Source organism: Penaeicola halotolerans (assembly GCF_016464625.1).
In the GTDB taxonomy this organism is placed as follows: domain Bacteria; phylum Bacteroidota; class Bacteroidia; order Cytophagales; family Cyclobacteriaceae; genus Penaeicola; species Penaeicola halotolerans.
Map to the genome: position 1 here is coordinate 298,867 of NZ_JAEAGO010000004.1, position 22,602 is coordinate 321,468.

Here is a 22,602-nt window from a genome sequence, read left to right on the forward strand (position 1 = left end):
ATAAAAGATCAAAAACGATATCATGGCATATACACTCATAGACGGCAACAAAACAGCTAAAGAAATCAAATTGGAAATAGCTGATAAAGTAGCATCGATCATCGCTGATGGAGGTAAAAGACCACATCTAGCTGCAATGCTCGTAGGTGAGGATGGAGCGAGTCGTACATATGTTAATGCCAAAGTGAAAGATTGTGAAGAGGTTGGTTTTACCTCTACTTTAGTGAGATTTGGTGCAGATGTCACTGAGGAAGAATTGCTCGCAAAGGTGGAGGAGATCAATAATGATCCAGCCATAGATGGATTGATCGTGCAGCTACCTCTGCCTAATCATATCGATGTGGTGAAAGTAACCAATCGTATCAGGCCTGAAAAGGATGTAGATGGTTTTCATCCTGTCAATGTAGGTAGACTGGCTCTCAACTGGCCTACCTATATCTCCGCTACACCGAATGGTGTGATGGAGCTCTTAGCGAGGTATCAAATAGAAACTGCTGGTAAACACTGTGTAGTCATCGGAAGAAGCCATATCGTGGGATCTCCTATGAGTATTTTGATGGCGAGAAATGGTCAGCCTGGTAATGCAACTGTGACATTGACGCATAGTAGAACACAAAATTTGAAAGACATTACTCGCATGGCTGACATTTTGATCGTAGCATTGGGTAAGCCTGAGTTTGTCACAGCTGATATGGTCAAAGAAGGTGCAGTAGTTATAGATGTAGGCATTCACCGAATAGATGATGCAAGCAAGAAATCTGGTTTTAGACTTCTGGGAGATGTGAAATTTGACGAGGTAGCTCCCAAAACAACTGCGATCACTCCTGTGCCAGGTGGGGTAGGACCGATGACAAGAGCAGCACTCCTGATGAATACATTGCTTGCGGCTGAAAAGAAAGTATATAAGTAGACGCAGAAAATTTTACGTTCTGATTTTATGCTTACCTTTGTGTACTGATCTTTCATAGCGGTTCGATCACCCGCTCTAACAAAAATTCGAATGGAAACACTACAAAAAGACTCTTTGAGACAGCAAGTTGCTGTCGGTACTTCACTTCCCATTATGGAATACTTCTACACCATACAAGGTGAAGGAGTGCATACAGGTAAACCTGCCTATTTTATTCGCTTAGCTGGATGTGATGTAGGTTGCGTATGGTGTGATGTGAAGGATTCTTGGGATGCCGATAAGCATCCAGTATTGACTATTGAGGAGATCGTGGGTGCGGTCAAGCAGACACCAGCCAAGCTTGTAGTGATCACAGGTGGAGAACCTTTGATGTATGATCTGGATCCATTGACCAGTCTGCTTCAAAAGGAAGGTTTTCAAACAAATATTGAGACGTCTGGCGCACATCCTTTTTCAGGCAAGTTTGACTGGGTATGTTTTTCTCCAAAGAAATTTAAAAAGCCACATCCTAGTATCTATCAGCATGCAGATGAGCTCAAAGTAGTAATCTATCATCCTTCAGATCTCAAATTTGCTGAAGAGCATGCTGCATTGGTCAACCCTATTTGTAGACTTATTTTACAACCTGAGTGGAGCAAATCTGACACTATGCTTCCTTTGATCATAGACTACGTGAAACAAAACCCTTGTTGGCAGATTTCGTTGCAAACACATAAATACATGGATATTCCTTGATGAAGCAACTCATACACGTCATAGGTGCCTTTCTTATTTTTCCTCTTTGGAGCTATGGTCAAGCCATTTCTTCTGATGATAAAAAGGCCATCAAACAGTATGAGGTTGGATTGGAGTATCTGAGTAAGCGCAATTTTCAATTAGCTAATCAGGCGTTTGATGAAGCGATCAAAATTGATCAATCATTTGGTGCCCCCTATTTCAAGAAAATAGAAATTACTAAAACATATGGGCAACAGGAGGAGGTTTTCCCTATATTATTAAGTCTTAAACCATATTTGAGAGTTGCGGATAAGCCTCTTTGGCACACGTATTATGCAGAGGCTTTGATGAATCGAGGAGACTTTGAGCTTGCATCCGCGACCTTAGATAGCTTACCAGAAAATTACTCGAACCAGTTTGTAGATCAGTTACGCTCTAAAGTGCTTTTTTTCAAAGAAAGAGACGCATCCTCAGAAATATCTATCGCTGAGTTGCCTGAACATTTAAATCAGTTTGATCTACAATATTTCCCTACAATCTCTCCAGACGAGCAAAAGTTATATTTCACCAAGCGTGATGGCTTAGACCAATCTTTTGATGAAGATATTTATGAAAGTGAGTTGCTGCTAGAGGGCTTTTCAGAGCCTAAGAGTGTCTCAGATGTCATCAATGATCGCAATAATCAAGGGAGTGCGACCTTTTCATTAGATGGCAAGACCATGATCTTCTCAGGTTGTGACTGGGATATAGGTTTCGGAAGTTGTGATCTTTATGTGAGTTATTGGACAGAGGGTGAATGGTCTTCTCCTGCCAATCTTGGTCAACAGATCAATACGCGCTATTGGGATTCTCATCCAACACTATCTCCTGATGGACGATTTTTGATATTTTCATCAGATAGAAGAGGAGGTGTTGGACGCAAAGACCTTTACTGGAGTGAGCAAGTAGAGGGCGTTTGGCAAACTCCTAAGCTTATTGCTGATGTGAATACTATCTCCAATGAGATTACCCCTCAGTTTTTTAAAGATGGGCAGATGTTTTTTTTTGCTTCAGATAGAGCTGGAGCCTTCGGAGGTTTGGACATTTATCAAGCCACTTGGAATGATGGGTCTGTAGCGGATCTACAGCTTTTGCCCTACCCAATCAATAGCATAGGCAATCAATATGGATTTACTCTCTCAGCTACGGGGGATAAAGCATTTTATACATATGATCAGGAGGATGGAAGTCGATTGATGACTGCCAAAATTGATAATGATTACCTCGTCACTGCTCTGAAAAGGGTGTTTGTAGTGGTACATGATGAGGCTAATGAGCAAATGATACCAGCAAATCTAAATTTGACTAAGCAGTCATATAGTGATTGGACTGGAGGGCTTCTTTACTTTTCTAAAAAGGATAGTCTAATTAAGGTCAAATCAGAGGGCTATTTCCCAGATAGAAGATACTGGAAAGGGGAAGATTCATTATTGATTGCTTTGAAGCCTGTTTTCAAAGGAGCAAAGTTCACCTTAGAAGGAGTTTTATTCGATCAGGACAAATATGAGTTGACAGATGCATCTAAAGAAGCGCTCACAGATCTTTTAAATTTTTTGAGAGATAATCCGAAAGTAGCCATAGAAATAGGAGGTCACACAGACATAACTGGTAACCCAAGCTACAACCTTCAGCTTTCAGAGAAGCGTGCTCAGGAAGTCTATCATTTTTTAATAGCTCAAGGCATATCTTCTTCTAGACTATCCTATAAAGGTTACGGAGAGACCAGTCCATTGATTTTTTCAGGTCAAACTACCCAAAGCCTCAATAGAAGAGTGGAAGTTGTTATTAAGTAGCGAATAATATTTTGAGATTGATAGAAGCCTTTGTAAATTATTTTACAAAGGCTTTTTATTATTTATAAAAAATTCTATAAGCAGGTTAATAGCTTTATTGTTTTGATAATTTTTATTTTTTTTTATTTAATTAAAAAAATGTAACTAATTCAATAAATTACTTTTTTATGATTTAACTAGTTGTTATTATTGAATTACATTTTACTAAACAAAATAAAAATCTATGAGAAAGTTGTTACTATTTAGCTTTCTATTACTCTTTAGTACAGGGCTTTATGCTCAGTCTAGGGTAGTAACAGGGAAAGTGACCTCATCGGAAGATGGTCAGCCAATTCCGGGGGTTGGTGTTCAAGTGAAAGGTACTACTACTGGAGTACCTACAGATTTAGACGGAAGTTTCAGGATAGAAATTCCTTCTTCGGAGTCTGTCTTAGTATTCAAAGCTTTAGGGATGATCTCTAAAGAGGTACGTGTAGGTAATCAGTCTATTATTAATGTTGTACTAGATCCTGATACCAAAACATTAGGAGAAGTAGTTGTAGTTGGTTATGGCGAAATGACAAAAAGAGAAGTTACTGGAGCTATTTCTTCTGTGAGCTCACAAGACATTAAAGACCTTCCAGTTGCTGGTGTCGACCAGGCGATTCAAGGAAGAGCGGCAGGTGTTTTGGTAAGCTCTGCTTCAGGTACACCAGGTGGTGCTATCAGTATCAATGTAAGAGGTACTGCCTCCATATCGGCTAGTAATGAGCCTTTATATGTAGTGGATGGATTGCCTATTTATAGTGGGAATACTTCATCTATTGGTTTAGGTGGACAAGTTACAAATGTGCTTTCTCAGATCAATCCAAACGATATTGAATCTATAGAGGTTCTAAAGGACGCTGCTTCTGCGGCTATTTATGGTTCTAGAGGTGCAAATGGCGTTGTTTTGATTACCACTAAAAGAGGAAAAGCAGGGAAAGCTCAAGTTGATCTATCTATTTATAGAGGTGTTCAAGAGCCTGCAAACAGAGTTGAAAACGTTACTGGCTCTCAATGGAGACAATTGATGAATGAGTCTAGAGTGAATGATGGTGGAAATCCGATCTTTACAGAAGAGCAAGTGGCTAATGCACCTAACGCAGATTGGTTTGATCTCATTTTCCGTCAAGGTACTGTTGAAGACTACAATGTGTCAATTAGAGGAGGCTCTGAAAACACGCAATTCTTTGTTTCTGGAGGTCTATTTAGAAACGAAGGGTTTATAAAAGGTTTTGACTTCACAAGATATTCTACTAGCCTTTCCGTTGACCATAAGTTTAGTGAAAAAGTTGATTTAAGATCTAACTTAAGGATTGTAAATACTCGTCAGAATCTTAGAAACAACGATAATAATATTTTTGGAGTGTTCAGCGCAGCAAATTTAGGTCGTCCAGACTTTGAACCTTTTACAGAAGAAGGTGACTATAACAACGCTTTCAGTACTTTAATTGGTCACCCGTTAGCATTGGCTGAGGAAATAAAAAATGAATTAAACGAGTTTAGATTTCAGCCAAATATTGCAGTTGGGTATAAAATTATTCCAGGTTTGAGATTTGAGACTTCATTTAGAGCTGACATTATTTACGGTAGACAAGATACTTATGATCCAAATACTGTGAGAAGTGGTTTTGCTACAAATGGTACAGGTACGCAAGCAAATAATTTGTTTACTACATACTTGAACGAAAATGTATTGTCTTATTCAAAAACATTTGGAGATGACCACTATTTCGATGCGATCTTAGGTCAATCATACCAGAGATATATCTCTGAGACTGGTTTTGTAACAGGAATTAATTTCCCTGGACCAGATTTCAAATATATTACTTCGGCTGCAGAGGTTAACTCAGGCTCTTCCTCTAGAACAGAATATGCACTATTGTCTTATTTTGGTAGAGCTAATTACCGTTGGAGAGAAAAGCTGTTGATATCTGCAAGCTTAAGATCTGATGGTTCATCAAGGTTTGGTGAAGAGAATAGATATGGTATTTTCCCTGCAGGTTCAGTAGGGTATATTTTATCTGAAGAAAGCTTCTTGAATAGCTCCGAAGTAATTAGCTTATTGAAAGGTAGAGTAAGTTATGGTATAACTGGTAACCAAGATGGTATTGGTAATTTCCAAGCATTGAATCTATATTCTGCTGGAGCTAATTATCTTGCCTCTCCGGGTTTTGCCCCTTCACAACTTCCTAACGCAAGATTGAGCTGGGAGGAGAGTAGTACGCTTAACTTCGGTGTGGACATGGGCTTCTTCAATGATAGATTCCAATTATCTGCTGAATATTTTATTCAGAACACGACTAATCTACTTTTGAATAAACCAATTCCGAACACTTCAGGGTTTACTTCAATTACGGAGAATATTGGTTCTATGAGAAACAATGGCTTGGAGCTATCGCTATCTGCAAATGTTCTGAATAAGGGAGGCTTTAATTGGGATACTCAATTCAACATTTCATTTATCAAGAACGAGGTTACATCTATCGTAGATGAATCTACTCCGATTAATTCACTACAAAGTAGAGCTGCAGTTGGTCAACCGCTTGGAGCATTCTTCTTGATAGAAACAAATGGTGTAGATCCTGAAACGGGTGATCTTAGATTCGTAGATTTAAATAATGATGGTGTCATTAATCCTGATGACAGACAATATTTAGGTAAGCCAAATCCAGATTATTTCGGAGGATTTAACAACACATTCACATACAAAGGCTTTGATTTGAATGTATTCTTCCAGTTTACTCAAGGATTTGATGTGATAAACAGATCTGCACAGTTTAATCAGCACCTAGGCTTCTCAGCATGGGGTATGTCTGAAATAGCACTTCAAAGATGGCAGCAACCTGGTGATATAACGGATATCCCAAGAGCTACAGCTGCTGATCCAAACAGAAATAATAGAGTTGACTCAGACAGATGGTTGGAAGATGGCTCATTTGTAAGACTTAAAAACCTTTCAATAGGATATACACTTCCAAAGAGTGTGCTACAGAGTATGGGGGTGAGACAGTTCAGAATTTATGCGATGGCTCAAAACCTAGTAACTTGGACAAAGTACACAGGATGGGATCCTGAATTGAATTCATCTCCTGGAGCGAATATTGCAAGAAATTATGATTTCTTGACTTTCCCACAAGCAAGAACAATTACTCTTGGGCTTAATTTAGGATTTTAAAGTATAGAAATATGAAAAGTATATTTAATAAAAGATTATTAGGTTCCTTATTAGGTGTTGCTTTAATAGCTTCATCTTGCTCAGATGATTTATTGAGTTTAGAACCTGTAGCTTCACTATCTTCAAATGCAGTATTCGTAAATCAGCAAGGTGCTAATGCTGCGGTTTTGGGTATGTACGGTGGATTAGCTGGTGGTAACAATCTAGGTTTTAGAATGAACGTAGTTGGTGATATAGCGTCAAATGATGTTTCTCATACTGGTTCTTTTAATACATGGAGGGATCTAGATTTGAAAAATTGGGATGCAGTTAATGGTGAGATTGGGGCAATTTGGTCATCTTCATATAATAGTATCAATAGAGCCAACAATATTATAGCTCAAGTTGATGGGATTGATATGGATCAATCACTGAAAGACCAATATAGAGGAGAGGCTTTGTTTGTTAGAGCGTTGAATCATTTCAATTTAGCTAACTATTTTGGAGATGTGCCAATTATTACTACTCCTACAGCTGCTCCTATTGATGATAGTTATTTTGTTTCTAGGGATCCAAGAGCCTCTGTATATGAAAGGGTTCTTCAAGATTTGACAGAGGCTGCATCATTGTTGCCGGTGTCTTATAGTACAAATAACAATACAAGACATAGAGCTACTAGAGGTGCTGCTCAGGCTTTATTAGCTAGGTTGTACCTTTATACTGGGGATTATGAAAATGCTGAAATAGCTGCAACTGAAGTTATATCGAATAGTACTTATGCTTTGGTTCCTTTTGAGAATCAAGTGGCGTCTAAGGGTACTTCAGAAGCGATATTTGAGTTGTTTTTTGACGCTAATAATCAAAATCCAGTTACTTTTTGGTATGGAAGGGATAATGGTGGTCGTTTTGAATTCGGTGCAACTGAAGATCTTTGGAATTCTTTTGAAGCTGGTGACCTAAGAAGACAATCATCTATCCGTGAAGAAGCTCCTGGTGTTTTTGTTAATTTTAAATATAGAGACAATACAACGGGTACTGATGGAGTTCATATCTTGAGACTTGCTGAAATGTACTTAATTAGGGCTGAAGCTAGAGTAAGAACTGGGGATTTTCTAGGTGCAACTTCTGATATACAAGTGATTAGAAGGAGAGCGTTTGGAGATCAAACACTAGTTGTCACAATTCCTGCAAATGTTGAAGATGCTATTGATTTTATCCTTGAAGAAAGAAGACGAGAGTTTGCTTTTGAGGGTCATAGATGGCATGACTTAGTAAGAACTGGACGAGCTGTTGATGAATTCGAAATCCAAGCATTTAGAACATTAATGCCAATTCCATTGAATGCTAGAGATGTAAATCCTAACCTGACACAAAATGATGGTTATTAATTTATGATTATATAAAGTTGAGAAGGGTGTTTTTACACCCTTCTTCTTGATTTAAACAAAATGATAAAGTGATGAAAGCTCTATTTTTATTTATTTATTTGTCATTCATGTCTCTTGGTCTAAGTGCCCAAGTTTTATCTGGATTAGATGCTCAGAATAATTTGAATGATATTGGAGGTCAGGGTGTTACTGTCAGAGAGATTGCTCCCATAAAGGGGAATACGCAAGGAAGCCCCTATTTGTCAGAGGCTTTTCTCAAAGGTATTTTAGTGCTATCCAATGGGGAAACTTTTAATACAGAGCTTAATCTTGATCTGATGAAGGGGGTAATCTATGCAAAATCACAAAGAGGCATCCTTATGTTGGAGGCAAGTAAGGTAGATACCATTAAGATAATAGATAAAGAAGTGGAGCGAATTTTTTTACCTAGTTATGGTATTAAGTTGGGATGTGAGTCTTGCTTGATTGAGTATTTAGGAGAATACAAAGGCCAATTTTTTTACGGAAGAGAAAATGTCTTGTTTGAACCAGCTCAAGTAGGAGGCGCATATAACGCGGGAAAAGATTATGATCGTTATTTAAGAAAGTTAGAAGTTGCTACGCTTGTTAATGGGGAAGCTTCCAGTTTAAATAAGTTAAATAACAAATGGTTGAAAGAAGTTCTTGGTGATGACTTTAAGGCTTTTAAGTCTATAGAAAAATCTCAAAATCTAGATAGTAATGATCCTTTAGCATTTAAAAAAATGCTTTTGATGCTTTAGATTATAATTTAAATGGCTTTTGTTGCTAATAACACTTAGCTTGAATCTATTATTGTAAAGTTAACAGAATATTATACTTCTATTAAACTTTTGTTTAACTAAAAGCGACACAATATTTGGTCGCTTTATTTTTTATAAAATTATATAGTTTATTATTTCATAATATTTGCTGTAAAGTCTCTATTTTTTTACTTAAAGATATATTAAGTATGATTTATTTTGTTGAATCTATTTGTGTTTTCTCCATTTATTTTCTTTAAACTTGCATTACACAACATGTTCAACTTAATAAAAACACTATGAGAAAGTTATTACTATTTTGCTTTCTGACGCTATTTAGTATTGGGACATATGCCCAATCTGTAGTAGTGACAGGTACAGTAACTTCTTCTGAGGATGGGCAACCTATCCCTGGAGTTGGTGTTCAGGTCAAAGGTACTACCACAGGTGTGCCAACAGACTTGGACGGAAAATACCGAATTGAAGTACCAAGCACAGATGCAGTTTTGGTATTTCAGGCATTGGGTATGGTCACTCAAGAAATTCGAGTTGGTAATCGTTCTACTATCAACGTAATACTTAATCCAGATACTAAGACACTAGGTGAGGTAGTGGTAGTAGGTTACGGTACGCAGGAGAGAAGAGATGTGACTGGTTCAGTAACTTCTATCAAAAATGAATCAATTGAGAACTTGGTTTCTCCTTCATTTGATGCTCAGTTAGCTGGTAGAGCTGCTGGTGTACAAGTGACAGTGCCTAACGGTATTTTAGGTTCAAGACCTATTATCAGAATTAGAGGGGTTAACTCACTTTCTGGTGGTGCTGATCCACTCATCGTGATTGACGGTGTACCAGTAGTAGATTCTGATAGATCAGGTGCAGTGGCTTCTAACCCACTCGCAAATATCAACCCAGCTGACATTGAAACTTATGAAGTGCTGAAGGATGGTTCTGCTACTGCAATTTATGGATCTAGGGCAGCAAATGGCGTGATTCTCATCACAACCAAAAGAGGTAAATCTGGAAAGGCGCAAGTGAACTATAATGTAAGCACTGGTATCAATGAATCAGTAGGAAGATTTGATCTATTGAATGGTGAGCAATTCGTTACAATTGCCAATGAAAAAGCAAGTAACATCAACCCAGCAAACACGGGTAACGCTCAATCAAGTGGTATTAACACTGACTGGCAAGATGCAGTATTAAGATCAGGTAATACGCAACAGCATAATCTATCTATTTCAGGTGGATCTGAATCTACGACTTATTTCTTCTCATTAGGTTTCACAGACCAAGAGTCTGTAGTAAAAAACAATGATCTAGAGAGATACTCTTTTAGATCAAATATAGATCACAAGATCTCTAGTAAAGTAAGAGTGGGTGCAAGTCTTTCTTTTACTCATACTGCCATCACAGGGCTGAATAATGGCGCAAACTCACTCTCTGGAGCTATCTACAATGCTACTAGAGCATTACCAAACGTACCAATTTTCGATCCAAATAATCTAGAGTTTGAAGGCTATAACATAGCGCCAGGTGGCGCGACTACTGGCTTTGGAGCTAACTTAGCGGGTCCAGATAATAATATCCCTAATATTGCCTATGTGCTTGCTAAAAACCTTTACAGAGGTAGAAATAACAGAGTTCTTGGTAATGCTTATGGAGAAGTAGATATCGTAGATGGCCTTACTGCAAGATCTCAAATAGGTATAGATCTCACTTTGGCAGATGATTTTACTACCTTAGACCCAAGACATGGTGATGGCCGTGGTGTTATTGGTTCAGTTACGATGGCATATAACCCAGCAATCAGATGGAATTGGCAAAACACTTTGAATTATCAAACAGTGATAGCTGAAGATCATTCATTGAATATTACAGCAGGTGTGGAATATCAATACACAAACTTTTATGCATTCTCGGCATCTGGAACTGGTCTTTCAGATGATTTCTTCAGATTGAGAAACTTGATTTCTAACTCTTACAACAACCAGTTTTCTGGCGGTAGCTTCTCTGAAAATGGTTTCGACTCTTATTTTGCTAGAGTAAACTATAGCTTTAAAGGAAAGTATTTACTTTCATTTGCGGTAAGAAATGATGGTATTTCTCAACTAGCAGAAGAAAATAGGAGAGGTACATTTCCGGGAGGTTCAATCGGATGGAGAGTCTCTGATGAAGATTTCTTTAACAGTGGTCTGATTTCTGATTTGAAACTAAGAGCATCCTATGCAGAAGTAGGAAACGTAAGTCTACCAGGTGGTGCTTTCCCATATGCAGGTGGATTCGGTCCAGTTCAGGCAGCAGCGGGTGCTGGTATTGGTTATACCAACGTAGCTAACGTGGCATTACAGTGGGAAACTTCAAGAAAAACCAACGTTGGTTTTGACATGACTGTGGGGAAAGTGACTCTATCAGCTGATTATTTTAGAAATGATGTAGATGGTCTTGTATTAAATGCGCCAACTGCGCCATCTCTCGGGGTACCAGGAAATACGATTAGCCAAAACGTAGGTGAAATGTACAATGAAGGAGTCGAGTTTAGAATCGCATCTACAGTACTTCAAAGAGGTAAGTTTACATGGAATACAGACTTCAACTTCACTTATATCAAAAACGAAGTGACAAGCCTAGTGCAACCATTGACTGGAACATATAACAGAACAGTAGAAGGAGGCCCTATCGCTCAGCTTTATGGATTTAAGTATGCTGGTGTCAATGCTGCTAATGGTAACATTATGTATTACAGCGGGGATGATATCGTACAACTTGTAGGAGCATCTTCTTGGAGAGTGTATAACCCAGCAGATCCAACAAACATTGCTACAACTGGTACTGCTCCAACACAATTCTTTTTAGGAAATACCCTTCCTAAATATCAAGGTGGTTGGTCAAACAACTTTACTTATGGTAACTGGGATGCTGAGATCTTTATCAGATATCAAGGTGGTAACTACATCATGAACGAGACAAGAAGAGGTCTTCTTGGACTTGGTTTCTCTAATAACCATGCTGAAATCTTAAACAGATGGACTGAGAGTGGTCAGGAGACTGATGTCCCTAGACTATATCAAGGACGTGATGCCAATACTTGGCAGACTTCTGCCTCTAACTCTAGATTCGTAGAGAAGGGGGATTTCGTAAGAATTCAAAATATTGTGATTGGTTATAGAGTGCCTCAAGAGACTCTGACTAATGCCTTTAATGGAGCCATCAGAAGTGCAAGATTCTTTGCTCAGGTACAAAACCCAATTATCTTCACGAAGTATTCAGGTATAGATCCAGAATCTAATAGTTTCTCAGGTCAGTTAAGTTATGGCGTTGACTGGAACGTAGCTCCTATCATCAGAACTTGGTCTGTAGGTCTAAATGTTGGATTCTAATTAAACAACCTTAAAAAGAAGAATCATGAAAAATATACTTTCAAACAAAATCAAAACAGCATTTGTAGCTGTAGCGATGATCGGAGCAACCTCATGCGAGGTGACTGATCTACAGCCAGCTAACATTATTCCAGATGCTGAGGCATTTGCAGATGCTAATAGAGTAAATGCCGCTGTATTGGGTATTTACGAGGCAGCTCAGAGAGGTTTCTACTTAGGTGCTGTGCAAAGAGGTTATCCTTTTGGAGCAGCTTCTACGCAACAGGGTGACATGAGAGGTGAAGACATGTATAATGACCAACTCTTTTATGAGATCACTTATACCAATGGACAAAATCCAAATACTGCCAATAACAATGGTCAATGGATCTCTTTATATAGAATGATCAATAGGGCCAATATTGTAATTGAGAATTTAGATATCGCTTTAGAGGCTGGCGCTATCACGCAGGAACAAAGAGATGGGTATCTTGGAGAGGCTCTTTTCTTAAGAGCATTAGCACATCACGAATTGGTGATCTATTTCTCTAGACCATACTCTGATGATCCATCAGCAATGGGGATTCCATACAGAACTTTCCCTATCAATGACGTATCAAGAGTTGCAGAAGGGGAAGCTGTAGGAAGAGGAACAGTTCAAGGTGTTTACGATCAACTTCTTGAAGATCTAGATGCGGCAGAAGGATTATTGTCTCCAGATGGTAATGCTTTCCGAGCTACACAAGGAGCTGCTATTGCACTCAAGGCTAGAATCAAGCTTCACATGGAAGATTGGAATGGCGTTTTGACTGAGTACAACAAAATAGCAGGTGACTATGCAGTTACAGCGGATCCTCTCGAACCGTTTAGAAATGGAACAAGTTCAGACAATATTTTCTCTTTTGAAAATACAGAGGCGTCTAATGCAGGAGTAAACGGAGCTTTAGCGACTATGTATGGTAACCCAGCTAACGGTGCCAGAGGTCTTGTAAAAATCAGTCCATTAATATGGAGAGCAGATTTTTGGCATCCAGAAGATCTCAGAAGAACGGATGAAACTACTGAAGGTGAAGGTATGGTAAGTTCAGGACCTCTAGGGATTTTTACTTACAAATACACTGATGCTAGTACTTATAGTGATCCTACAGTAATAATCAGATTCTCTGAAATAGTCCTTGCAGCAGCAGAAGCGCAAGCGAGATTGTCTCCTACTATCCCTTCAGCAAGTGCAATTACGTTGTTAAACTCTGTAAGAGATAGAGCACTTCCTGCATCAGTACCATCTTACACGGCACTTGACTTCTTGAATACAGATGCTTTGATTGAGGCAATCATCAACGAGAGAAGAATTGAGTTTCTAGCAGAAGGTAGAAGATGGCCAGATATTCATAGATTATCTGGTGAAGGTAGAATGGCAGGTATCCCTGATAAGGCAGCGAGTAGATCAGTGAATAATTTAGATTTCTACACAACTGATCGTGAGATCTTGTTAGATCACTCATTGGAGTATTCAGATGACTTATTCATTTGGCCTATTCCATTAGAGGAAATCTTGACAAATACCTCTAATCCATTACCTCAAAACCCAGGGTATTCTGGTTAAACGATTAGGAATATCATAAATCACCAATAGCTGTGGGTTCTTACTCACAGCTATTTTTTTGAAAATTATTTTTTATGCAATCGATTGAAATATCTCAATATCTTTAAAATATTTTATTCCATAGATTGTTCGGAATTCCAATGTTATTCTAAAGTTATTCAACTGTTATACGAAAGTATACTTTTAATTATCAGAATAATATTTCAATAATTTGATTTTAGCAATAACTTTAATTGCATTTTTTCGCTATCATCGATCTAATTTTTCTTTTGAGACTATTGTATTATTCTAAGCACTTCCCTATACTTGTTCATTAAATCATTCTTAAAACCATAAATTCAAACAGTATGAGGAAGTTTTTACTAGTCAGTTTTCTGGCGCTATTCTCTGTTGCATCGGTTTTTGCACAGTCGAGAGTAGTGACAGGAAAAGTAACCTCCAGTGAGGACGGCTTGCCGATCCCTGGAGTTGGTGTTCTTATTAAAGGAACAACTACGGGCGTTCCCACCGATTTTGATGGAGATTTTAGAATTGAGGTTCCAGGACCTGAAACAGTTCTTATTTTCCAATCTATCGGTATGATTAAGCAGGAAATAGTTGTTGGTAATAAAAGTGTTATCAATGTAGTATTAAATCCAGATGCAAAAACACTTGATGAAGTAGTTGTAACAGGATATGGAACATCTACTAAAAGAGAAATAACTGGATCTATTGCCAACGTATCTGGAGAAGCAATAGAAAACTTACCATTACAATCTTTTGATAGAGCACTACAAGGTAGAGCAGCTGGAGTTTTGGTTCAAAATTCATCTGGTATCCCTGGTGGTGCCTTAAGGGTGCGTATTCGTGGTCAAGGCTCTATCAATGCTGGTAATGATCCTCTTTACATCGTTGATGGAGTACAATTTAACAATTCCAGTGACGCATCAAACGTGTCTACTAACCCTTTAGCCTCAATCAACCCAAATGATATTGAGTCAATGGAAGTATTAAAAGATGCGGCTGCTTCAATATATGGCTCACAAGCTGCCAACGGGGTTGTAATCATTACAACTAAAAGAGGTAAGCAAGGTAAAACACAGATCAATTTTAACACATACACTGGGTGGGTAACGCCAATTAGACAGTTAGATATGATGAATTCTCAAGAGTTTCTTGAGTACCGTCTTTTAGCTTTCAGGAATAACTATGAAAGATTTGCAATCTCTGCAGATAGAAGAGAGGGCTTAGCAAGACGAGATGCTTTGAATGGTTTCACTGCTGCTGATTTCCCACTTCTAGGTCAATTTAATCTTAACTCTGCGGCTGGTCAGACAGCTTTTGGTCAGGTACCAGAGCAGCAAATTCTTGATTTTATAGCTGGTGTTCCAACGTTTGACTGGCAAAATGAGATATTTTCTAGAACTGGTTTGATCAATAATTACGAATTGAGTGCTAGAGGAGGATCAGAAAAGACTCGATTCTTTATCTCTGGTGGATATAATAGACAAGAGGGTCAAATCAAACAGTTTGATTTCGAAAGAGCTAACTTAAGACTTAACTTAGATCATGACATCAGTGAGTTTGTAACAGTTGAGACAATTCTAAATGCTAGTACAATTACTCAAAATGCCACGGTAACTGGTGGTTCTCAATTTGAAAATCCAACATTTGCTGGTCTTTTAGTTTTACCTTGGAATCCATTCTTTGATGAGACAGAAGCTTCTGGTTTTAAAGAGCCTTTGGCAGGTATCCTACAAGAGAATCCATTGAAGTCATTAGCTTTTAATGAGAGAAGAAATACCACTAATCAGTTGAACGGTAGTTTTGCTTTGAACTTTAAGCTTGCTGAGAACCTAAGATTTAGATCATTTATAGGTCTTGATTACAGGGCAATTGAAGAGGAAAGATATACAGATCCAAGATCGTTTGGTGGTAGAAATACAGCTGGTTCAGCTTTCGCTCAGTTTCAGTCAAATATCAACTATATTACGACTCAGCAATTAAACTATTCTTATAGAATCAATCCTGATAATAAGATAGATGTATTGCTTGGTGCTGAATACAGACAAGAAGCTAATGAAGGCTTCTCTGCTAATGCTCAAGGATTTCCAACTCCACAATTCAGAACAATTCAATCTGCCGCTGAGCCTACAGGTGCGGGCGGATTCTTTACGATTTGGAAAAATGCGGGTGTATTTACTAACGTGAAATATGGCTGGAAAAACAAGATGTTTTTAAATGGTACTTTGCGTTATGATGGTTCTTCTAGATTTGGATTTGATACAAGATGGGGTCTTTTCCCAGCAATTGGTGCGACTTACATCTTGACAGAAGAGGAATTCTTAAAAAATGTTTCCTTCTTGGATGACTTAAAAGTCAGAGTTAGCTACGGTACTGCAGGTAATAATAGAATCGGTAACTTTGACTCTAGAGGTCTTGTTAGTTCTGCTGGTTCTGGAAACTACTTGAACACGCCTGGTTTGACTATTTCGGGTCTGGCTAATAACCAACTTTCTTGGGAAACTCAAATTACAACCAACGTTGGTTTAGATTTTGGGCTATTCGAAGGAAGAATTTCTGGTTCGGTAGATGCATATAGAAGATTATCTACTGATCTTCTTCTTGCTAGAGCACTTCCGAATACCTCTGGTTACGGTTCTATTACAGAAAACGTAGGTGAGCTTGAGAATAGAGGTATTGAAATTGGCTTAAATGGTACTATCATAAATTCGCCTTCATTTAGATGGAACTCATCTTTCAATATTGCTTTCCAAGACCAAAAGCTATTAGCCTTGTTTGAAGGTCAAGAAAATAATGGTACTGCGCAGCAAGTAGGTAAAGAGTTGAACCTATGGTATGCTGCTGAGTGGGCTGGTGTAAACCCTGCTACTGGTCGTCCTATGTACTATGATAGAGAGGGTAATATTACCTACATACCTACAAGTGGATCTACAATCGGAGATGAAAATGATGACAGAAAAATCCTAGGAAGCTCAAACTCTGATTTCTTTGGTGGATGGACTAATACATTTTCATATAAAGGTTTCTCTTTAGAATTGTTAGTTCAGTATGACTATGGTAAAATCGGTCAAGATGGTACTGGTGGGTTTTCTTATAATCCTTACGAGACTAGACTTAACCTTTATGACAGGTTGAATAATATTACTTGGAGAGAGCCTGGTGATATTGTAAGTATGCCACGTCCAAACTCTGCTGCTGAGGTAGGTGGTGTAGGTGTAGGAGCTGGTAGAACGCTTCAAGATCTATCTTACATCAGATTGAAGCAGGCAACTATTTCTTATGAGGTGCCAGCCGCCTTCTTAAGCAAGTTTAAATTATCAAGAGCAAGAATATATGCTCAAGGTATTAACTTGTTGACAATTGACACATATACTGGCCTAGATGTAGAGTTCGTTGGTGGATCAATTACAGGTATCTTCCCATCAAGTAAAAACTATACAGTAGGTTTACAATTAGGATTCTAAATTGAAATTCAATATGAAAAAATATTATAAAATATTTGCATGTTCTTTAGCAGTGATGTTCGCATCTAGCTGTAGTGACATATTAGACACTGAACCAAGGCAATCAATTTCTATTGATGGTGCTTTGGAATCTCCAGAGGTTTTGAGAGCATTGTTAATTGATAGTTATGATGATTTTCAAGGCCTAGGTAGATATGGTAGTGCTTGGTTAGTTCAGCCTGAGATAATGGCAGATAATTTCACTAGAAATATCAATAGAGGTACTTTCGGAGCACAGTTTAACAATACGTTTGGAGCTCATTTATCAGGTTCATGGGGTAACTATGGAACACTATTAAGTCTTAATGTAGTTATTGCTGGCTCTGATGTTTTAGATGATGCTACTATAGGAGAAGCTTACGCATTAAGAGCACTTTGTTATCATAACTTGATGAATAATTATGCGTATAATCCAACAGCACTTCCTGCAGATCCAGATCAAAATCGCGGGGGTGTTCCTCTAGTAACAGAAGCAGTCTTAGATATTGCAGATGTTACTTTTCCAGCAAGAGCTCCCATCAATGATGTATACCAGTTCATGTTAGACGACATTGAAAGAGCGATTCCTTTATTGAATAATAATGGTAGTAGAGCTAGATTTACTAGAGCAGCAGCTCAAGCGCTTGGTGCTAGAATAGCATTATATGCTGGTAACTGGACGTTAGCGGCTCAGTATGCGCAAGATGTAATCGATTCTGGTATTGCTGATTTATCAGCACCTGCCGATTATGCATCAGATTGGGAAGAAGCTGTACATCCAGAGGCTATTTGGTATTTAGAATATCAGACTAACGAAAATCAAGGTCCTAATGAATCCTTGCAGTCTATTTATATCAGTGGTCCTACAGCACTTCATCCTGATTATGTTGGTAACGGTGATTTCACTCCTTCTGCTGAGATAATTAGCTTAATACAGTCTAATCCAAATGACGTAAGAAATGGTATACTTAAGCCTCAAAGCGGTACAGGTAGAGCTAATCCAATTGGCAGAATTGAAATGCACAAGTTCCAAGGAAATCAAGGAAATCCTAATATAGACAATATACCCGTATTTAGATTGTCTGAAATGTACTTGATACTTGCTGAAGCCTTACTTGAGTCTAACAATCCTGTTGGCGCCCAACAAGCACTTCAGACTCTAAAAAGAAGGAATTACAATGATCCAGCATTATTAGTTACGAATACTGGTGCAGCTTTATTGGAGGAAATTCTTGATGAAAGACGTTTGGAGCTTTTAGGTGAAGGTCATAGATTCTTTGATCTAAAGAGACGTGGTAGAGCAATTGACAAAACTGCTGCAGATCTAACAGGTGAATTGATTCCGTTTAATGATCCGAGAATACTATCACCGCTTCCAGGTGGTGATTTGAACTTGAACCCTAACTTAAGAAACAACTTTGGCTATTAATTTTAGAAATATGAAAAATTACTTTATAAAGATTTTCGCATTATTTCTTACAGTTTCACTTTTAGGAAGTTGTATTGAAGATGTTGATGAAGAACGAATATTTAAAGACAGAGCGCAGGTAGAGTTTAATGCTACTGCCTCAAATGTTAATTATAACAGGTTGACTAACGCTGGCGCAGGAGTATTGAATGAGCAAGTAAATTTAATTGCTCCGCAGTTTACTACGGATCAGGTAATTAATTTTACAGTAGACCCTGAGTTAACAACGGCTGTTGAAGGTGTTAACTATACGCTTGGTGGTAATGGTACATTTACCATCGCTGCAAATTCTAGCTTTGGTACTGCTTCAGTAGAAATATTAGGTACTACAATACCGGCAGGAGAGACTAGAGTTTTGGTGTTGATGCTTGAAGGGAACTCCCAGATAATACCAGCAGAGAACTATAAAAGATTGAGGATAACAATTAGACCTTAAAATTTTAATAAAAGGCTTCCAAATTGGAAGCCTTTTTTTTATATTAGTATCATTATGAGAAAGCACTTATCGATATTCGGATTTTTACTATTGATTTTGAATCTAAACCTTGCTGCTCAAGATCAATGGGATAGTACTATTCCTGAGACATGGTTATTAGGAAGAGATAATACCAATGATTTTAAGAATGTAAAAGGATCTCCTTATCTACTGGAAAATTGGGGTAAAGCTAAAATTAAATTTAGTGATGGAAAGGAACATGTCGGAACATATGTTAATGTTAATCGATACTTGAATGCAGTTGCTGTAAAAGGTGATATGGCTGCTCAAGAATTCGTAATTGATGCCTCAAACATTGCAGAGATTGTTTTTATAGATGGCGGGAGAAGGTTTGTCTTTTACAAACAAGATGACTTTACTTCATCTAATGTAAGTGAGACGCTCTATGAAGTGATATATGAGGGGGAAGAAGTAACTATACTAAAGGATGTTTTTACTGAATTAGTAAAAGCTGAAAAGGGTGGGTATGCTTTGGCAAATGATACAGATAGATTTGTAAAAAAGGATTATTATTATCTTAAATCTTCTTCCAAATTTGATCAGATTAAATTGAATAAGGCTAGTTTTAAGAAAGTTTTAAGTGAAGATGTGTTTAATAAACTAGATGCCTACATTAAAGGAAATAAATTAAACTGGAGCGAGATAGATGATATAGTTAAGGGTTTAAAATAGTTACATGAGAGTATTTTTATTCCTTTTTTTTTTTATTTTCACTAAAGTCTGTTTATCGCAGACAGTTTCCTCTCCTAATAGGTCAGATCTCTTAATTTTTGAAGGTAAATATCCGGTAGAGAAGGTTTTTGTGCATTTAAGTTCAGCAGTAATTGTTGATAATCAAGATATTTTTTTTACATGTTTTGCTACTATGGGGTCTGATAATAAACCTTCAAATATTAGTGAAACGATGTATGTAGATGTGCTTTCAAAGTCCAGAGGTAGGATTTCTACACTAAAAGTAAAGTTAGAGGGTGGAAAGGGATACGGGAAAATTGACAATAAAATATTTGATGTAGATGAAGATTACTTTCTCACTGCATACACAGCATATTCATTGGATTTTGGGGAAGAATTTCTGTTCAGTGAAAAGTTATTTTATGCTAAGAAAAGTTATTTGCCAAAACCAACAATAACTAATAATTCTAGATTTACTCAATCTTCATTAAATTATAGTTTTCTAGCTGAGTGGAAGGGGCTCGAAATTTTTGAAAGTTTCAACTTTTACTTTGAAGTTATTCTTTCAAAGAGTGATTCAATTTTTTACAGGTATAATCAGAAGTTTACTAAGACAAATATTAATATAGATTTCTCTCTTAATAGAGCAGCTTTTTATCCTGATCTTTTAACTATTAATATTAAAGACAAAGATGCTAATCTTATTCAGTGTTCGGAATTATATTTACCCTTATTAAATAATGATATAATTGTATTTAACAAAAGTGTTTCTGTAAGTGATTCTTTAATCCGGCATGTAGTTTTTTTTAAAGACATTAAAAATGTTGATTTTGGAGAGTCTTATTTTATCGTAGGCGATAGTCTTTATGTTCCTGAAACTGTTCCTGAACTAAATTATTGTTACATAGATCTACCAGAAGAGTATAGGTCATTTGATTTTTCAATAAGGTCATTGTATGATCAAGAGCCATTTAGACTAAAAATAAATACACTGGATAAACCTGTTAGCATAGTATTTAATCAAATATCTAATCAACTTGATATTAGTTTTTCTGTCAAAAATAGAGATCAGGTCCCAATATTTATAGAAGTACGTTCTGGAAACAAACGTCAAATATATTTTAAACATAATTCTGACACAATTATAAATTTAAAAAAGGATAATTTACAAATTGGATTAAATGCGTTAAATGTTTATGATAGTGATGGAGATCTTCTTGACTTTAGGTATTTTTATGTACCACCAATGGATAAAGGAAATGTTTTATTGAATAAAGTTTTATCTTTTCAAGATGATAATTATTATGTGTCATTTAATGGATTAAGTGAAGAGCTTTATTTTATATCTATGTCTATTCTCACTCGGTTTAATCAATCAATTCAAAGTCAATCATTCGTTTCGAGTAGTTTGATATCCTCTAATTTTAAGAATAGCATTTTTAATTACGGTGGTTACTTAGATTCAGAGGATCCAAGTAGTCATAGAAACATCAATAATTCATTACTTTATTTTGAATATAATGATTATCTCTATAATAAACAGTTAGAGAGAGACGTTAAGCCAATTGCAAAACCGAAATTGAGCTATGATTTTCAAATGCCAGTATTGAAAAAGCTTTTAAAAAGTGACTTCCCTATTAGTTTAATCTTTTTTAGCGACCTTCATAGTAGCTCAGCTGTTGTTGATCCGAATGCAGATGGCACTTTTTCTATTTCAGGATTAGATTTTTATGATTCAGTGAATGTGGTCATTAGTCATAGGAAAGTTGATCTAGCAAATGTTGAGGTTTCAATAAGTAATATTATCTATGATTTTGATTTAATTATGGATAGAAGAGGATATCAATTAATAAACTATGATCTTGTACATCCCCTTAGAAAGTATAATGGTGATACTTTAAAATTTGTTGATCTAGATGAATTTACAGTTTCTTCATATAATTTTAGTGACTTTCAGAATAGAAATTATTTACCAGGAGATGTTACTATAAGTACCTCAAATATCTTGGGTTCAGAGTCTTTTTTGACTGTTTATGAATTGTTAGCAGCAAAAGTCCCCGGTGCTAAAATCACAACCAATGGAGCTGATGAGGGATTTATTTCAATTCGAAATAATGGAACTTTAGAGATTGATCCAGTTACAGGATCTGCAATACTTTACCCACCATTATTTTTATTGGATGATATGCCATTCGATCCTTCATTTGTTAGATTTTTAAAAGTTAGTGATTTAGAGTCAATTGAGGTATACAAAGATCCTGCTTCCATCTCTCAATTCGGTGTTGTAGGTGCTTCTGGAGTAGTAGCCATGTATTCAAAAAAGGGATTTTCTATAAATAATATAACAAATACTCCTGTTAAACTTAACTCACAGCTCTCTATCTCTGGTTATTATGACAATCGTTTATTAAAGCCATTTTATTTATTTAATGATCCATTTTTGTTTTGGAAGTCTTTAGGTATAGTTAATGAGTCTTTTTTCCTTCCAAAAGGTGAATTCTACACTTTAGTTCTCAACGGTTTTGATAAGGAGGGAAATATTGTTTCTAAAATGCTTAATCTTCGTTAATAAATCATTATCAAACTTTGTACTGACGAAAAAGCTTCTACTTATTTTTCATTCATCAAAAGGTGATCCTTTATGATAGGAATAATTAATATCCTGTCTATATCATAACCTGCTTAAAAGCATTGAATAGCAAAAGGCTCCATCAGGAGCCTTTTTATTTCCTC

Annotated in this window: 13 protein-coding genes; all 13 read left to right on the forward strand. The window is 36.9% G+C overall.

The features are described 5' to 3' along the window. Window positions 1-22: 22 nt before the first annotated feature. The 13 genes from folD (at window position 23) to I5349_RS12330 (ending at window position 22,438) form a co-directional block, all read left to right on the forward strand. Window positions 23-910 carry a bifunctional methylenetetrahydrofolate dehydrogenase/methenyltetrahydrofolate cyclohydrolase FolD gene (folD, locus tag I5349_RS12270; RefSeq protein ID WP_226391064.1) on the forward strand — a complete coding sequence of 296 codons (888 nt, stop codon included), beginning with the start codon at window positions 23-25 and terminating at the stop codon, window positions 908-910. Window positions 911-1,000: 90 nt separating this feature from the next. Beyond that, window positions 1,001-1,645 carry a 7-carboxy-7-deazaguanine synthase QueE gene (locus I5349_RS12275; protein WP_226391065.1) on the forward strand — a complete coding sequence of 215 codons (645 nt, stop codon included), beginning with the start codon at window positions 1,001-1,003 and terminating at the stop codon, window positions 1,643-1,645. After that, a complete protein-coding gene (locus I5349_RS12280; protein WP_226391066.1) occupies window positions 1,645-3,459 on the forward strand; it encodes an OmpA family protein in 1,815 nt (604 codons plus the stop codon). The genes I5349_RS12275 and I5349_RS12280 overlap by 1 nt, the downstream gene beginning before the upstream one ends. Window positions 3,460-3,682: 223 nt before the next feature. Further along, the gene (locus tag I5349_RS12285) at window positions 3,683-6,658 is read left to right on the forward strand and encodes a SusC/RagA family TonB-linked outer membrane protein (RefSeq protein ID WP_226391067.1); all 2,976 of its coding nucleotides are present in this window, start codon (window positions 3,683-3,685) and stop codon (window positions 6,656-6,658) included. Window positions 6,659-6,669: 11 nt separating this feature from the next. After that, window positions 6,670-8,025 carry a RagB/SusD family nutrient uptake outer membrane protein gene (locus I5349_RS12290; protein WP_226391068.1) on the forward strand — a complete coding sequence of 452 codons (1,356 nt, stop codon included), beginning with the start codon at window positions 6,670-6,672 and terminating at the stop codon, window positions 8,023-8,025. 71 nt (window positions 8,026-8,096) lie between these two features. After that, window positions 8,097-8,786 carry a hypothetical protein gene (locus tag I5349_RS12295; RefSeq protein WP_226391069.1) on the forward strand — a complete coding sequence of 230 codons (690 nt, stop codon included), beginning with the start codon at window positions 8,097-8,099 and terminating at the stop codon, window positions 8,784-8,786. A 299-nt stretch (window positions 8,787-9,085) separates the two neighbouring features. Next, window positions 9,086-12,166, forward strand: coding sequence for a SusC/RagA family TonB-linked outer membrane protein (locus I5349_RS12300; protein WP_226391070.1), 3,081 nt, complete (start codon window positions 9,086-9,088; stop codon window positions 12,164-12,166). A 25-nt stretch (window positions 12,167-12,191) separates the two neighbouring features. Then, window positions 12,192-13,748 (forward strand): RagB/SusD family nutrient uptake outer membrane protein, encoded by a 1,557-nt coding sequence (locus I5349_RS12305; RefSeq protein WP_226391071.1) that lies wholly within the window; start codon window positions 12,192-12,194, stop codon window positions 13,746-13,748. A 347-nt stretch (window positions 13,749-14,095) separates the two neighbouring features. Then, a complete protein-coding gene (locus tag I5349_RS12310; RefSeq protein WP_226391072.1) occupies window positions 14,096-17,215 on the forward strand; it encodes a SusC/RagA family TonB-linked outer membrane protein in 3,120 nt (1,039 codons plus the stop codon). A gap of 13 nt (window positions 17,216-17,228) precedes the next feature. Continuing rightward, window positions 17,229-18,662, forward strand: a complete 1,434-nt coding sequence (locus I5349_RS12315; RefSeq protein WP_226391073.1) for a RagB/SusD family nutrient uptake outer membrane protein — start codon at window positions 17,229-17,231, stop codon at window positions 18,660-18,662. A 10-nt stretch (window positions 18,663-18,672) separates the two neighbouring features. Next, window positions 18,673-19,137, forward strand: coding sequence for a DUF4843 domain-containing protein (locus I5349_RS12320; protein ID WP_226391074.1), 465 nt, complete (start codon window positions 18,673-18,675; stop codon window positions 19,135-19,137). A gap of 54 nt (window positions 19,138-19,191) precedes the next feature. Next, a complete protein-coding gene (locus I5349_RS12325) occupies window positions 19,192-19,869 on the forward strand; it encodes a hypothetical protein (protein WP_226391075.1) in 678 nt (225 codons plus the stop codon). Window positions 19,870-19,873: 4 nt separating this feature from the next. Then, complete coding sequence (locus I5349_RS12330) at window positions 19,874-22,438, forward strand: TonB-dependent receptor (RefSeq protein ID WP_226391076.1); 2,565 nt, start codon at window positions 19,874-19,876, stop codon at window positions 22,436-22,438. The last annotated feature ends 164 nt before the right edge of the window (window positions 22,439-22,602 follow it).